The organism is Actinocorallia aurantiaca, from assembly GCF_039533685.1.
GTDB lineage: Bacteria > Actinomycetota > Actinomycetes > Streptosporangiales > Streptosporangiaceae > Actinocorallia > Actinocorallia aurantiaca.
The window spans coordinates 52,695-66,382 of the sequence record NZ_BAAATZ010000012.1 but is presented as its reverse complement, the minus strand read 5'-3'; the positions used below and the strand labels follow the sequence as shown (position 1 = coordinate 66,382).

Genomic DNA, 13,688 nt, shown 5'->3' with positions numbered 1-13,688 from the left:
CATCTCGCGAGGAAAAGGTGGTGTGCCGTCTCAACAGGAGTCCTCACCCATGGCGTAGGCGAAACCCCTCTCCAGGTTCAACCCGCCGCCCAGGGAGAACTCCCGCTCGTAGGCGTGGGCCCCGAGCTCCTCCCTGGCCAGCGACTCGCACACGTCGCGGGTGCGCCTCAGGTCCTCGGACCCGATCGAGGTGATCCCGAACGTGCGCCAGATCTTCTGCCCCAGCCCCAGCAGCCTGGCCCCCCGCTCGGCATCCCCGCCGAGGGCGGCGGCCAGCGCCAGGACGTCCACGGCCAGGGCGCAGCCGACGCTGTCCCCCAGCCTGGTCTTGAACCGCAGCGAGGCGCGCCCGTACTCGACGGCGCTCGCGATGTCGCCGCGGCGCAGCTCGGCCAGCGCCCGGACATAATCGGCGAACGACAGCCCCCAGCCGTCCAGGCTCCGCAGGGCCGACGAGCGGCACCGCTCGGACACCGCGACCGCCTCGTCCGGGGCCCCGCGCAGCACCAGCACCAGGGCGTGCAGGAAGTAGGTCATGGTCAGGTCGCCGTGCTCGCCGTTGCTCCGGTAGCGCACCGCGGCGCTCTCCAGCAGCCGTACCGAGGCGTCGAAATCGCCCTGGACCATGGCGATGGTGGCGGCGACGTAGTCGGCCATGGCCAGGGCGGACGGGTCGCCCTGGCGTTCGGCGTGGCGCAGGCACCGGGCGCGGTACACCCGGCCGGCCTCGGTGTCCCCCTGGACGGTGGCGAGCCGGGCGACGCCCCACAGCGCCTTGGTGAGGGCGGGCCCGTGAGCGGGATCGAGGGCCAGCAGCCGCTCGGCGTAGAGGCGGCCCTCGCGGATGTGCCCGCACGGCAGCCAGAAGAGGAACAGGGAGCCGAAGATCTCCAGTCCCCGGACGCGCTCGCCGGGGCGGTCCAGGCAGAACTCCAGCGCGGCCCGGATGTTGGGAAGCTCGCGCTGCATCCGGTCGCACCACACCACCTCCATGGGGCCGTGCCATTCGGCTTCGTAGCGCCGGGCGAGCTCCAGGAAGCAGTCGCGGTGCCGCCGGTGGACGCGCTCGCGTTCGCCGAGCTCGGCCAGCCAGCCCGCGCCGTACTCGCGGATCGGCACGGGCAGCCGGTAGCGGGAGTTCTCCCCGAACGAGCCCTCGCAGGGCTCGCGCAGCAGGATCGAGGTCTCGACCAGGCCCTCCAGCAGCCCGGGGATCCAGGAGGTGGGCAGCCGCTCGTCGGCGCACACCCGGACGGCGGAGGAGGTGTCGAATCCGTGGGGGAAGACCGAGAGGCGCGCCCAGAGCAGCCGTTCGGGCGGGGTGAGCAGCTCGTGGCTCCAGCCGATCGCCGCGTGCAGGGTCTCGTGCCTGGCCAGGCTGCGGTCGCCCCCGGTCAGCAGGGAGAAGCGGCGGGCGAGCCGGTCGGCGAGCTCCTCGGCGGTGAGGGTGCGCAGCCAGACCGCGGCCAGCTCGATGGCGAGCGGGATGCCGTCGAGCCGCCGGCACAGCCGGGCGACGGCGTCGCGGGTCGGGCCGTCGAAGGAGAACGCGGGGTCGACCGCACCGGCCCGGTCGACGAACAGGGCGACGGAGTCGTGCCCGAGGAGGGCTCCGGGGTCCTCGCCGCCGTCGCCGGGTTCGGCCGGGACGGGCAGCGGCTCGACGACCATCACCCGCTCGGCGGGCAGGCCGAGCGGGCGCCGGCTGGTGGCCAGGACGCGCAGCCCGGGCGCGGCGGGCAGCAGCTCCCCGACGAGCTGCGCGCAGGCCTCCAGCAGGTGCTCGCAGGTGTCGAGGACGAGGAGGAGCGAGCGTCCGGCCAGGAAGTCGACGAGCACCTCCGGCTGGCGGCGCGCGCTCTGGTCGGCCACCCCCAGGGCGTGGGCGACGGTGTGGGGGAGCAGATCGGGGTCCTGGAGGCCGGACAGGTCGACCAGCCACACCCCGTGGGGGAAGCGGGCGCCGGCCGATTCGGCGGCGCGCAGCGCGGTCCGGGTCTTCCCGACGCCGCCGATCCCGGTGACGGTGACCAGGCGGGATCGCCACAGCAGGGCGGCGAGCCGGTCGAGTTCCTCGTGCCGCCCCACGAAGCTGGAGATCTCCGCGGGCAGATTTCCGGAGTCGCGCTCGACGGTGCGGGTCATGCGGCCTCCCTGGGACACCAGGCCGATCCTAACTCCGGGGCGGGAGCGGCGGCCGGGTTTCCCCGGGAAAGGGGCGGCAGAGAAGGTCAGACTCCGGCCAGCGCCGCCTTCCAGGCGCGCCCGCTGGCCCGTCCGGAGCCGATCCCCGCGACGTGCGCCGGGGTGGTCTGGGTGTTCTGCGGCTGGAGGAAGGAGAACCGGTACGGGGCCCCGGCGACCGTCAGCTTCATGCCGCCGCCGAAGTAGTACCAGGGGAAGCGCACCTGTCCCACCTCCGGCATCGGGGCGTCGAAGAGCACGAGGGAGTGGCCCATGGTGAGCCGGTCGGTCAGCCCGGGACGGCCCGTGCGCTGTTCCAGGGTGCGCAGCTGGCCCATGGTGAGCGCACCCCGCCCGTGCGCCTCGAAGCGCAGCCGGCCGCCTTCCATGCCGAGCACTCCGGGAGTGCTGCCGGTCGAGCCCATGATGAGCCACGCCAGGGTCTGCAGGTGCTGAGCGTTCACTTCTTCCTCCCCGTTCGGATGACTCTCCGACGGTAGGGAGGGCGTTGTCCCGCCCGACAGGGATCGATGTCCCGGACGCCCCGTCCGGACGCTTCCGGGCGGGGCGGGCTCACATCTCCCGCAGCAGCTCGCGCAGCGTCTCCCTGGTGCGCTCGGCGCTCTCGGCCACCACGCACAGCCGGTCCATCGCGCCGAGGTAGCCGCGGACCTCCTCGGGCTTGTCCAGGTACAGGGCGCTGTTGAGCTGCTCGAGGTACACCACGTCCGGCAGGTCGGGCTGGGGGAAGCGCAGGATGGTGAAGGGGCCGCCCGCCGCCGGGTGGGCGCCCACCCGGAACGGCACCACCTGCAGCGTGACCGCGGGGTCCTCGGTCAGTTCCAGCAGGTGCCGCAGCTGGCCCCGCATGACCTGGCGCCCGCCGAGCGGGCGGCGCAGCACCGCCTCGTCCAGCACCGCCCACAGCCGGGGCCGGTCGGGGGCGGCGAGCAGTCGCTGCCGGCTCAGGCGCAGCACCACCCGTCGCTCCGTCTCGTTCTCGGGCATGTGCTCGGCGCCGATCGAGATCACCGCGCGGGCGTAGTCCTCGGTCTGCATGAGGCCGTGCACGAACTGCACCTCGTAGCTGCGGATGACCGCGGCCGCCTGCTCCAGGCCGATGTAGGGCTCCAGCCAGCCGGGCATGACGTCCTGGTAGCGCTGCCACCAGCCCGGCTCGCCGGCCTGCCGCGCCAGCTCCAGCAGGGTCGCGCGCTCGGCGGCGCCGCCGACGCCGTAGAGGTCGAGCAGGTCGAGGAGGTCGCGCTGCTTGAAACCGCTGCGGCCCAGCTCCAACCGGCTGATCTTGGAGTGGGTGGCGCGGATCGCGTCGGCGGCCTCCTCGCGGCTGATCCCGCTGCGCTCCCGCAGCCGCCGCAACTGCGCGCCGACCATCATGCGCAGGGCGGTGGGGCCGGTGCGGGCGGCCCCGGCGGCACCGAGGGGAGGGGAGGTCCGGGCGTCGGCGGAGGCGGACGGGGCAGGATGGGGCGCAGGTGGCACGGGACTCCCCTGGAAGAGTTCAGGCGGTCGGGTTCCAGTCTGGCAGTTCCGAGCCCCGGCACGGAACGATCAGGTCGTCGAACTCCCCGTCCTTGGCGCCCTGGACGAACGCCGACAGTTCCGCCACGGTGAAGATGAGAGCCGGTCCGGCCGGATGTCGGGAATTACGGAGAGCGATCTCAGGTCCGGGCAGGGCGGCCACCTCGACGCAGCTGCCCTGGGGGTTGCTGTTCCTGCTCTTTCTCCACCTCACGGCGGTGAGAGCCTGGGCCGGAATGCCGTTGAAGGGCCGGGGGGCGCCCATACGTCTCCTCGTCCGATTGTCACTCAGGGTGTCTGCACGTGCATCTGTACTTGTATCTGTTTTATCAGTTGCGCTTGCATGAAAGCCCGGCAGCTCAGAAGATAACCATCGAAACCTTCGGAGTCAGGCTTGATCGCGGTTCGCTCCCGGCCGCTTCTGGTGACTGCTCTCTCTCCCCTCGGAAGGCCGGACATGGGATATCTCAGCGAAAGCGACCAGCAGGCCGTGATGCTCGCGGGCGAACTGCAACGCTCCATGCAGGAGTGGCTGCGCAGCCGGGGTGTGAGCAACACCTGCAGCGTCTCTCCCTATGTGGACTCCGGCGGCCAGCCCTCGGTCCTGATCAAGATGAACTCCCATGTGGCGCACGCCATGCTGGCCTCCTTCAACCAGAACGCCTGACGGCCTTCGAACGCAGCGTCCGGCGGCGCCGCCCGCCGCGCCCGCCGGGGTCCGGTTCGCCTCGGCGGCGCGCGGTTCCTACCATGCAGGGGTGGTGACCGTTCTCGAAGAGCAGGAATGGCGGGCCCGGGCCGCCGCGCACCGGACCCGGCTGGAGTCGCTGCTCGGCGACTACCCGGCGCGGCGGCGAGAGGGCCGCGTCCATCCGGTCGAGGACTTCCTCTTCACCTACTACGGGCACCGCCCCGGACGGCTGCTGACCTGGCACCCGGGCGCCGGAGTGGTGCTGGCGGGCGCCCGGGGCCGCGGTCCCGGGTACGTGGACACCCCCGAGGGCGCCACGCTCGACCTCGCGAACCTGCTGCCGCGCCGGCAGGCCTTCGTGCGGTGGACCCGCGACCTGCTCGCGGCGATCTCGGCACGGCCCGCGCACCTGGGCTGCTTCGGCCTGCACGAGTGGGCCATGGTCTACCGGCTGGAGCCCTCGGAGATCCGGCACTCGTCCTGGCCGCTGCGGCTGCCTCCCGAGCGCATCGCGGACCTGCTGGAGCGGCGCGGGGTGCGGTGCAGCCACTTCGACGCCTTCCGCTTCTTCACCGAACCCGCCCGCCCGCTCAACGTGCTCCGGCCCTCACGGGAGAACCGGGAGGAACTGGAGCAGCCCGGCTGCCTGCACGCCAACATGGACCTCTACAAGTGGGCCTACAAGCTCTCCCCGCTCATCCCCGGGGAACTGGTCGCCGACTGCTTCGCCCTGGCCGGGCGGATCCGCGCCGTCGACATGCGGGCCAGCCCGTACGACCTGAGCGGGCTGGGCTACGAGCCGATCCGCGTCGAGACCCCGGAGGGGCGCGCCGAGTACGCCGAGCACCAGCGCGACTTCGCGGAGGCCGCGGTCCCGCTGCGCGAGCGGCTCGTGTCCGAGTGCGACCGGCTCCTGCGCGCCCGCGACCTCCTGCCCGCCTGAGCAGAGCCCGGTTCCTGCGCGAGAAGGCGTTAACGTCCCCGGAACGCACGCGTAATTGCGGTGTCCTTTGCCGAACGTACGGTCCCCTACACCTGACGCCGGGTATCTCGCTGACCCGGCTGGGAGAGGGGGAGGGCATGTCCGATGTCATCCGCGCCGCTCTGGTCCAGACGAACTGGACGGGCGACAAGGAATCGATGATCAAGGCGCACGAGGAGTACGCGCGCCAGGCGGCCGCGGCGGGCGCGAAGGTCATCTGTTTTCAGGAGCTGTTCTACGGGCCTTATTTCTGCCAGGTGCAGGATCCGGAGTACTACGAGTACGCCGAGTCGATCCCGGGCCCGACGACCGAGCGCTTCCAGGCGCTGGCCGCCGAACTCGGCATGGTGATGGTGCTGCCCATGTACGAGCAGGAGCAGCCGGGCGTGCTCTACAACACCGCCGCGGTGGTGGACGCCGACGGGTCCTACCTCGGCAAGTACCGCAAGACGCACATCCCACAGGTCAAGGGCTTCTGGGAGAAGTTCTACTTCCGGCCCGGCAACCTCGGCTACCCGGTGTTCGACACCGCGGTCGGCAAGGTCGGCGTCTACATCTGCTACGACCGGCACTTCCCCGAAGGCTGGCGCGCGCTGGGCCTGAACGGCGCGCAGATCGTGTTCAACCCGTCGGCGACCAGCCGCGGCCTGAGCTCCTACCTGTGGAAGCTGGAGCAGCCGGCCTCCGCCGTGGCCAACGAGTACTTCGTCGGCGCCATCAACCGGGTCGGCATCGAGGACCTGGGCGACAACGACTTCTACGGCACCTCCTACTTCGTGGACCCCGAGGGCAAGTTCGTCGGCGAGGTCGGTGACGGGCACGAGGCCGAGCTCATCGTCCGGGACCTGGACCTGGGCCTGCTCGCGGAGGTCCGCGACCGCTGGGCCTTCTACCGCGACCGCCGCCCCGACGCCTACGGCGACCTGACCGCCCCGTGACACGGGTCAAGGAGGCATACGTATGACGACACTGCTCATCAAGGGCGGCACGGTCGTGGGACCGTCCGGGACGTTCGCCGCCGACGTGCTGGTCGACGGCGAGCGGATCGCGGCGCTGATGCTCCCGGGCACCGCGCCCGAGACCGGCGGACGGGTCTTCGACGCGGCCGGCAAGTACGTGATCCCGGGCGGCGTCGACGCCCACACCCACATGGAGCTGCCGTTCGGGGGGACGGCCGCCAGCGACACGTTCGCCACCGGGACGGCCGCCGCGGCATGGGGCGGCACCACCACCATCATCGACTTCGCCGTGCAGCGCACCGGCGAGAGCGTCCAGGACGGGCTGGCCGCCTGGCACGCCAAGGCCGAGGGCGAGTGCCACGTCGACTACGCCTTCCACCAGATCCTCGGCGGCGTCGACGAGGCCTCGCTGAAGGCGATGGACTCCCTGGTCGCCGACGAGGGCATCACCAGCTTCAAGCTGTTCATGGCCTACCCGGGAGTCTTCTACAGCGACGACGGCCAGATCCTGCGGGCGATGCAGAAGGCCCGCGAGAACGGCGCCATGATCATGATGCACGCGGAGAACGGGCCCGCGATCGACGTCCTGGTCGCCCAGGCCCTGGCCCGCGGTGAGACCGATCCGATCCACCACGGCCTCACCCGGCCGGCCGCGCTGGAGACCGAGGCGACCAGCCGCGCCATCTACCTGGCCGAGGTCGCGCGGGACACCCCGCTCTACATCGTCCACCTGTCGGCGAGCGGCGCGCTGGAGAAGGTCGCCGAGGCCCGTGACGCCGGGCGCAACGTCTTCGCCGAGACCTGCCCGCAGTACCTCTACCTGACGCTGGAGGACCAGCTCGGCGCGCCCGGGTTCGAGGGCGCCAAGTGGGTCTGCTCCACGCCGCTGCGCTCCAAGCACGAGCCGCACGCCCGCGACCTGTGGCAGGGCCTGCGCACCAACGACCTCGCCGTCGTCTCCACCGACCACTGCCCGTTCTGCTTCAAGGACCAGAAGGAGCTCGGCCTCGGCGACTTCTCCAGGATCCCCAACGGGATCGGGAGCGTCGAGCACCGGGTCGACCTGCTCTACCAGGGCGTCGTGGACGGGAAGCTCTCGCTGGAGCGCTGGGTGGAGACCATCGCCACCACGCCCGCCCGCATGTTCGGCCTCTACCCGCGCAAGGGCGTCATCGCGCCCGGCTCGGACGCCGACATCGTCGTCTACGACCCGGACGGCCGCACCCGCATCAGCGCCGAGACCCACCACATGAACATGGACCACTCCGCGTGGGAGGGCTTCGAGATCGCAGGGAAGGTCGACACGGTCATCAGCCGCGGCACCGTGCTGCTGGAGAACGGCACGTTCCACGGACGCAGGGGACACGGGCGCTACGTGCGCCGCGGCCTGTCCCAGTACCTGGTGTAGGGGGAACAACTTGGACATCGGAGCCGTCTTCCAGCTAGACCCGCCCGCCTCGTCCGTGGTGGACCTGGCGGTCAGGGCCGAGCAGGCGGGTTTCAGCCACGTGTGGAGCTTCGACTCCCACCTGCTGTGGCAGGAGCCCTTCGTGGTCTACAGCCAGATCCTGGCGAAGACCGAGCGCGTCATCGTCGGGCCGATGGTCACCAACCCCGGCACCCGGGACTGGTCGGTGACCGCCTCGCACTTCGCCACCCTCAACGAGATGTACGGCAACCGCACGGTCTGCGGCATCGGCCGGGGCGACTCGGCGCTGCGGACCCTCGGCCTCAAGCCGACGACCATCGCCGAGCTGCGCTCCTGCGTCAACGCCATCCGCGACCTGGCCGAGGGCCGCGTCGCCGACGTCCGGGGGCAGGAGATCAACTTCCCCTGGGTGAAGGGCGGTTCGCTGCCGGTCTGGGTCGCCGCCTACGGTCCGCGGGCCCTGGCCCTGACCGGAGAGGTCGGCGACGGGTTCATCCTGCAGCTCGCCGATCCCGACATCGTCGCCTGGACGATCGGCGCGGTGAAGGCCGCCGCCGAGAAGGCCGGACGCGACCCCGACGCCATCACGTTCTGCGTCGCGGCTCCGGCCTACGTGGGCGACGACCTGGCGCACCAGCGCGACCAGACCCGCTGGTTCGGCGGCATGGTCGGCAACCACGTCGCCGACATCGTGGAACGCTACGGCACGGACGGCTCGGCCGTCCCCAAGGCGCTCACCGACTACATCAAGGACCGCAAGGCCTACGACTACGCCGAGCACGGACGGGCGGGCAACAGCCACACCGACTTCGTGCCCGACGAGATCATCGACCGGTTCTGCGTCCTCGGGCCGGTGGAGGACCATCTGGCCCGGCTGAAGGAACTGAGCGAGCTGGGCGTCGACCAGTTCGCCGTCTACCTGCAGCACGACGACAACGAGAACACCCTGGCGGCCTACGGCGAGCACATCATCCCGGCGGTGGCCGGGCTGTGAGACGGGCTCTCGGCTCCCTGGCCCTGGCGGCGGCCGCCGCCGGGGTCTGGGAGCTCTACAAGTGGCTGGGCTCCGACGACGGGACGACCGTCGCCGGGGTCCGGATCCTCCCCAGGGCGGACGACCTGTCCATGCCCCACCTGTGGACGGTCCTGGCCCGGCTCGGCGACCCGGAGCTGACCGGCGGGGACCCGATCTGGCAGGTCCTGCTCCGGGCGTGCCTGACCACGCTCGGCATCGTCGCCGTCGGATTCGCCGCGGGGGCGCTGGTCGGGCTGGTGCTGGCCGTCCTGATGGAGAGGTTCCGGTTCGCCGAGCGCGGGCTGCTGCCCTACGTCGTGCTCTCCCAGACCGTCCCGCTGGTCGCGCTGGCCCCGCTCATCTCCGGCTGGGGCGGGACGATCATGCCGCAGTGGGCGACCGTCTCGGTGATCGCCGCCTACCTGGCGTTCTTCCCCGTCGCCGTCGGCCTGCTGCGCGGGCTGCAGTCACCGCCCCCCGAGGCGGTGGAGCTCATGCGCAGCTACTCGGCGGGCTGGTGGCACACCCTGGTCAAACTGCGGCTGCCCGCCGCGACGCCGTTCCTGTTCCCGGCGCTGCGCCTGGCCGGGGCCGCCGCCGTGGTGGGCGCGGTGGTCGGGGAGATCTCCACCGGCACCAAGGGCGGCATCGGCCGCCTGGTCATCGAGTACTCGCGGGAGGCCACCACCGACCCCGCCAAGGTCTACACCGCGATGCTCGGCGCGGTCCTGCTGGGTCTCGCCGTCACCGGGCTGCTGGTCGGTGCCCAGCGCCTGTTCGCCAGAGGAGTCGCCACGTGATCGAGTTGTCCGGAGTCACCAAGGTGTTCAACCCCGGGCGGCCCGACGAGGTCCCCGCGGTCGCCGCCGGTGACCTGAGGGTCGGGGCCGGGGAGTTCGTGTCGCTGATCGGCCCGTCCGGTTGCGGCAAGAGCACCCTGCTGAGGCTCATCGCCGATCTGCTGCCGCCGACCGCCGGGACCGTCACGGTCGCGGGCAAACCCGCGGCGCAGGCCCGCAAGGAGCGCCGCTACGGCATGGTCTTCCAGAAGGCCGGCCTGTTCGACTGGCGCACCGTGCGGCGCAACGTGGAACTTCCGTTGGAACTGCGCGGAACGGGGCGCTCCGAACGGCGGGCCCGCGCGCAGGAGATGCTGGAACTCGTCGGCCTCTCGGACTTCGCGGGGCACTACCCGGCCCAGCTGTCGGGCGGCATGCAGCAGCGCGTCTCCATCGCCCGCGCCCTCGCGGACGCGCCGCCGCTGCTGCTCATGGACGAGCCGTTCGGCGCCCTGGACGAGATGACCCGCGAACGCCTCCAGGGCGAGCTGCTGCGGATCTGCGCCGCCACCGGCACGACCGTCGTGTTCGTCACCCACTCCATCGACGAGGCGGTGTTCCTCTCCGGGCGGGTGGTGGTCATGTCCGCGCGGCCCGGACGCGTCACCGAGGTGGTGGAGATCCCGCTGGGGGAGCGCAACGAGGCGGTCCGGCAGGCCCCGGAGTTCTTCGAGGCCGTCACCGAGGTCCGGCGCGCCCTGCGCGCCCCCAAGAGCGAGGAGGCTCCGGAAGCCGCGGAATCCCCGAAGAACACGTCGGTGCCCGCGCAGCTGGAGGCGTCGTGAACGTCCGTGCCGTTCTCGCGCCCGTCGCCGTCGGGGTGGGCGCCCTCGTCCTGTGGGAGGCGTTCGTCCGGCTCGGCGAGGTCGCCCCCTACGTGCTCCCCGCGCCCTCGGCCATCTTCACCGAGCTCGTCGAGAACTTCGGGACCATCACGGAGACCGGCCTCGCCAGCGGGACGAACACGCTCGTCGGCCTGGTCGTGGGCACGGTGTGCGCCCTGCTCGCCGCGCTTGCCGCGACCCGCTTCACCGGGCTGGGGGAGGTCTCCATGCCCCTGGTCGCCGCGCTGAACGCACTGCCGATCATCGCTCTGGCGCCGATCCTCAACAACATGTTCGAATCCACCAGCAGCATCCCGCGCCGCACGGTGGTGGCGCTGGCCGTCTTCTTCCCGGTGTTCCTCAACACCCTGCGCGGCCTGCGCGAGGTCGACCCGACGCACACCGAGCTGATGGACTCCTACGCGGCCGGCCCGTGGGCCTTCAACCGGCACGTCCGGCTGCCCGGCGCGCTCCCGTTCTTCTTCACCGGACTGCGCCAGGCGTCCTCGCTCGCGGTCATCGCGGCGGTCGTCTCGGAGTACTTCGGCGGGCTGCAGGACGGTCTGGGCTCCCGGATCACCTCGGCCGCGGCCAACACCGCCTACCCCCGGGCCTGGGCCTTCGTGGCCGGGGCCTGCGTCCTCGGACTGCTGTTCTACGCGGCCGCGCTGGCGATCGAACGCCTGGCGACCCCGTGGAAGCGGTCCGCCGCCTGACCTCCCACCCCCACACCCCCCTTTCGGAGGAAAGAGAACACGTGAAGAGAATCCTCGGCCTGCTGACCGCCGGCCTGCTGCTCACCGGGTGCGGCACCGCCGACACCTCCGAAGGCGAGAGCACGTCCGGCCCCGTCAAGGTGAAGCTGCAGCTGCAGTGGTTCGTCCAGGCCCAGTTCGCCGGCTACATCGCGGCCGCCGAAAAGGGCTTCTACAAGGACGAGGGCCTCGACGTCGAGATCCTCGAGGGCGGGGTGGACATCGTCCCGCAGACGGTCCTGGCCCAGAACCGCGCCGACTACGCCATCTCCTGGGTGCCCAAGGCGCTGGCCTCCCGCGAGCAGGGCGCGCCGATCACCAACGTCGGCCAGATCTTCCAGCGGTCCGGCACCTACCAGGTGTCCTTCGCCGACAGCGGGATCAAGACCCCGGCGGACCTGAAGGGCAAGAAGGTCGGCAACTGGGGCTTCGGCAACGAGTACGAGCTGTTCGCCGCGATGACCAAGGCCGGGATCGACCCGGGCAAGGACGTCGAGCTGGTCCAGCAGCAGTTCGACATGCAGGCGCTGCTGCAGAAGGACATCGACGCCGCCCAGGCGATGTCCTACAACGAGTACGCGCAGCTGCTGGAGGCGGAGAACCCCGAGACCGGCGAGCTGTACGAGCCGGAGGACTTCACCGTCCTGGACTGGAACCAGGTCGGCACCTCGATGCTGCAGGACGCGATCTGGGCGTCGACCTCGCGGCTGGAGGACAAGACCTACCAGGACACCACGGTCAAGTTCCTCAAGGCCAGCATGAAGGGCTGGATCTACTGCCGCGACAACGCCGCCGAGTGCCGCGACCTGGTCGTGGCCAGGGGCTCGAAGCTGGGCGCCAGCCACCAGTTGTGGCAGACGGTCGAGAGCAACAAGCTGGTCTGGCCGTCCCCCAAGGGCATCGGCCACATCGACGAGGCCGACTGGAAGCGGACCGTCCAGCTGTCCCTGGAGACCAAGAACGCCGACGGGCAGACGGTCCTCACCAAGCAGCCCGAGGGCCTGGCCTACACCAACGACTACGTCGAGAAGGCCCTGGCCGAACTGTCCGGTGAGGACACCAAGGGCGAGTCCTACAAGCCTGAGGCGGTCACGCTGGCGCCGGGCGGCAAGTAAGAGAGACGTCCGACGGCCCGGCCAAGGGCGCGCAGGCCGGGCCGCCGGACGTCTAGCGCCTGCCCGGGTCCGGGCGGGCTGGCCGGGCGGTGTTGTCGGGCCGGCCGGGCCTGCCCGTCGGCCGGTCCGCCGGGCGGGCTCCCTCGTCTCCGGGTCTGCCCGCCGGCTTGGCCGAAGGACGGCCGGGTCGGCCCGAGGGCTTCGACCCGGCGTCCGGAGACCTCAGGGAGAGGCAGTACCCGTACACCTTGCTCTTGCCTCCCGCGGCCTCGGCCAGTTCGGCGTAGGCCGCCCCGCGACCGCCGTCCCGGCGGCCCTTCTCGTCCCGCAGGATCTGCCGGCACAGCGCGGCGAGGCGGGCTTCGGGGGAGCTCGACGGAGTGGGCCGGGCTGTCGGGGAGCCGGTGGAGGGGGCCCGCTTGGGCTCGAGCCTGATCCCCTCACCTCGGAAGACGGGCTTGCCGTCGTCATTGCCGGGGAAAGTGAGCCCGGTTCCGGTGGCGAGGGCCACGCCGCCGCCCAGGACCGTCACGCAGAGCACCGCGAGGCCGGTCTTCACGGTCAGCAGCCGGGCCCGGGCGCTCTTCACGGGGTTCGCCCGGGAAACGGGGAGGGGGCGGGCCGCCGCCTCCTGGAACGCGGCCAGCGCCCGGTCCCTGCCGTCCAGTTCCCCCGGGTGCGCCGGAACGGTGAGGGCGGCCAGCACCCGGTCCAGCGGCGTCGCGTCTTCATTCATGTCGTGTCCTCAAGCGCCGCCGTCATACGTAGCGTCACGGGTTCCCCGGAGAACCGCTCCAGTTTCTTCGCCAGGTTGCGCAGCCCCCGGTAGGCGGCGGTGCGGACGGCGCCCGCCCGCTTGCCGAGCACCCGTCCGGCGGCGGCGGAGTCGAGTTCGAAGAGCACGCGCAGCAGTACGGCCTCGGCCTGGTCGCGGGGGAGCGAGGCGATGAACCGGACGGCCGCGTCGGTCGCCAGTTCGTCCAGGACGAGCTGTTCGGACCCCTCGTCGCAGCCGACCAGTTCCACCAGCCGGTCCAGCGGTACCGGCTCCACCGGACGCCGCTGCTTGCGGCGCAGCAGGTCCATGGCACGGTTGCGGGCGATACGCGCCGTCCAGCCGCGAAATCCAGCCGAGTCTCCGGAGAACTTCCCCAGGTCGCGGGCGATCTGCAACCAGGCCTCGGACGCCACGTCCTCGGCCTCGTCTCCGACCAGGGTCCTCAGGTAGCGCAGCAGCCGGGGCTGCACGTCCGTATAGATCCTGTCGAAGGCGTCGACATCACCCCTCTGGGCGAGCAGTACGAGCTCATCGAGCTCGCCGAGCTCAAGGTCCTCCGGGTCCACGGGTTGTCA

The 13,688-nt window shown here is 71.5% G+C and carries 15 protein-coding genes; 9 read left to right on the top strand and 6 right to left on the bottom strand.

The features are described 5' to 3' along the window. Nucleotides 1-30: 30 nt before the first annotated feature. The 4 genes from ABD327_RS15435 to ABD327_RS15420 form a co-directional block, all read right to left on the bottom strand. Complete coding sequence (locus ABD327_RS15435) at nt 31-2,145, bottom strand: ATP-binding protein (RefSeq protein WP_344451054.1); 2,115 nt, start codon at nt 2,143-2,145, stop codon at nt 31-33. Nucleotides 2,146-2,231: 86 nt separating this feature from the next. Next, a complete protein-coding gene (locus ABD327_RS15430; protein WP_344451053.1) occupies nt 2,232-2,648 on the bottom strand; it encodes a hypothetical protein in 417 nt (138 codons plus the stop codon). Between the two features lie 109 nt (nt 2,649-2,757). Continuing rightward, complete coding sequence (locus ABD327_RS15425) at nt 2,758-3,687, bottom strand: helix-turn-helix domain-containing protein (RefSeq protein ID WP_425547123.1); 930 nt, start codon at nt 3,685-3,687, stop codon at nt 2,758-2,760. Nucleotides 3,688-3,706: 19 nt separating this feature from the next. Next, complete coding sequence (locus ABD327_RS15420; RefSeq protein ID WP_344451052.1) at nt 3,707-3,991, bottom strand: DUF397 domain-containing protein; 285 nt, start codon at nt 3,989-3,991, stop codon at nt 3,707-3,709. A 192-nt stretch (nt 3,992-4,183) separates the two neighbouring features. Here ABD327_RS15420 and ABD327_RS15415 point away from each other — a divergent pair, with 192 nt between their 5' ends. The 9 genes from ABD327_RS15415 to ABD327_RS15375 all read left to right on the top strand — a co-directional run bounded on the left by ABD327_RS15415 (nt 4,184) and on the right by ABD327_RS15375 (nt 12,335). Then, nucleotides 4,184-4,393 (top strand): hypothetical protein, encoded by a 210-nt coding sequence (locus ABD327_RS15415; RefSeq protein ID WP_344451051.1) that lies wholly within the window; start codon nt 4,184-4,186, stop codon nt 4,391-4,393. Nucleotides 4,394-4,487: 94 nt separating this feature from the next. After that, nucleotides 4,488-5,360: a 3-methyladenine DNA glycosylase gene (locus ABD327_RS15410; protein WP_344451050.1), complete on the top strand. Its 873-nt coding sequence runs from the start codon at nt 4,488-4,490 to the stop codon at nt 5,358-5,360. A gap of 137 nt (nt 5,361-5,497) precedes the next feature. After that, on the top strand, nt 5,498-6,337 hold the full coding sequence (locus ABD327_RS15405) for a nitrilase-related carbon-nitrogen hydrolase (protein ID WP_344451049.1): 840 nt from the start codon (nt 5,498-5,500) through the stop codon (nt 6,335-6,337). A gap of 22 nt (nt 6,338-6,359) precedes the next feature. After that, the gene (gene hydA / locus ABD327_RS15400; RefSeq protein WP_344451048.1) at nt 6,360-7,766 is read left to right on the top strand and encodes a dihydropyrimidinase; all 1,407 of its coding nucleotides are present in this window, start codon (nt 6,360-6,362) and stop codon (nt 7,764-7,766) included. Nucleotides 7,767-7,776: 10 nt separating this feature from the next. Next, complete coding sequence (locus tag ABD327_RS15395; RefSeq protein ID WP_344451047.1) at nt 7,777-8,781, top strand: TIGR03842 family LLM class F420-dependent oxidoreductase; 1,005 nt, start codon at nt 7,777-7,779, stop codon at nt 8,779-8,781. Continuing rightward, on the top strand, nt 8,778-9,602 hold the full coding sequence (locus ABD327_RS15390) for an ABC transporter permease (protein WP_344451046.1): 825 nt from the start codon (nt 8,778-8,780) through the stop codon (nt 9,600-9,602). The genes ABD327_RS15395 and ABD327_RS15390 overlap by 4 nt, the downstream gene beginning before the upstream one ends. Continuing rightward, nucleotides 9,599-10,426: an ABC transporter ATP-binding protein gene (locus ABD327_RS15385; protein WP_344451045.1), complete on the top strand. Its 828-nt coding sequence runs from the start codon at nt 9,599-9,601 to the stop codon at nt 10,424-10,426. The genes ABD327_RS15390 and ABD327_RS15385 overlap by 4 nt, the downstream gene beginning before the upstream one ends. Then, complete coding sequence (locus tag ABD327_RS15380) at nt 10,423-11,181, top strand: ABC transporter permease (RefSeq protein ID WP_344451044.1); 759 nt, start codon at nt 10,423-10,425, stop codon at nt 11,179-11,181. Before ABD327_RS15385 ends, ABD327_RS15380 begins: the two co-directional genes overlap by 4 nt. 41 nt (nt 11,182-11,222) lie before the next feature. Continuing rightward, nucleotides 11,223-12,335 (top strand): ABC transporter substrate-binding protein, encoded by a 1,113-nt coding sequence (locus tag ABD327_RS15375; protein ID WP_344451043.1) that lies wholly within the window; start codon nt 11,223-11,225, stop codon nt 12,333-12,335. A 52-nt stretch (nt 12,336-12,387) separates the two neighbouring features. On the opposite strand, the gene ABD327_RS15370 is transcribed toward ABD327_RS15375, so the two are convergent. Together ABD327_RS15370 and ABD327_RS15365 are read right to left on the bottom strand one after the other, a co-directional pair. Then, nucleotides 12,388-13,071, bottom strand: a complete 684-nt coding sequence (locus ABD327_RS15370; protein WP_344451042.1) for a hypothetical protein — start codon at nt 13,069-13,071, stop codon at nt 12,388-12,390. Then, complete coding sequence (locus ABD327_RS15365; RefSeq protein ID WP_344451041.1) at nt 13,068-13,679, bottom strand: RNA polymerase sigma factor; 612 nt, start codon at nt 13,677-13,679, stop codon at nt 13,068-13,070. Before ABD327_RS15365 ends, ABD327_RS15370 begins: the two co-directional genes overlap by 4 nt. Nucleotides 13,680-13,688 lie beyond the last annotated feature (9 nt).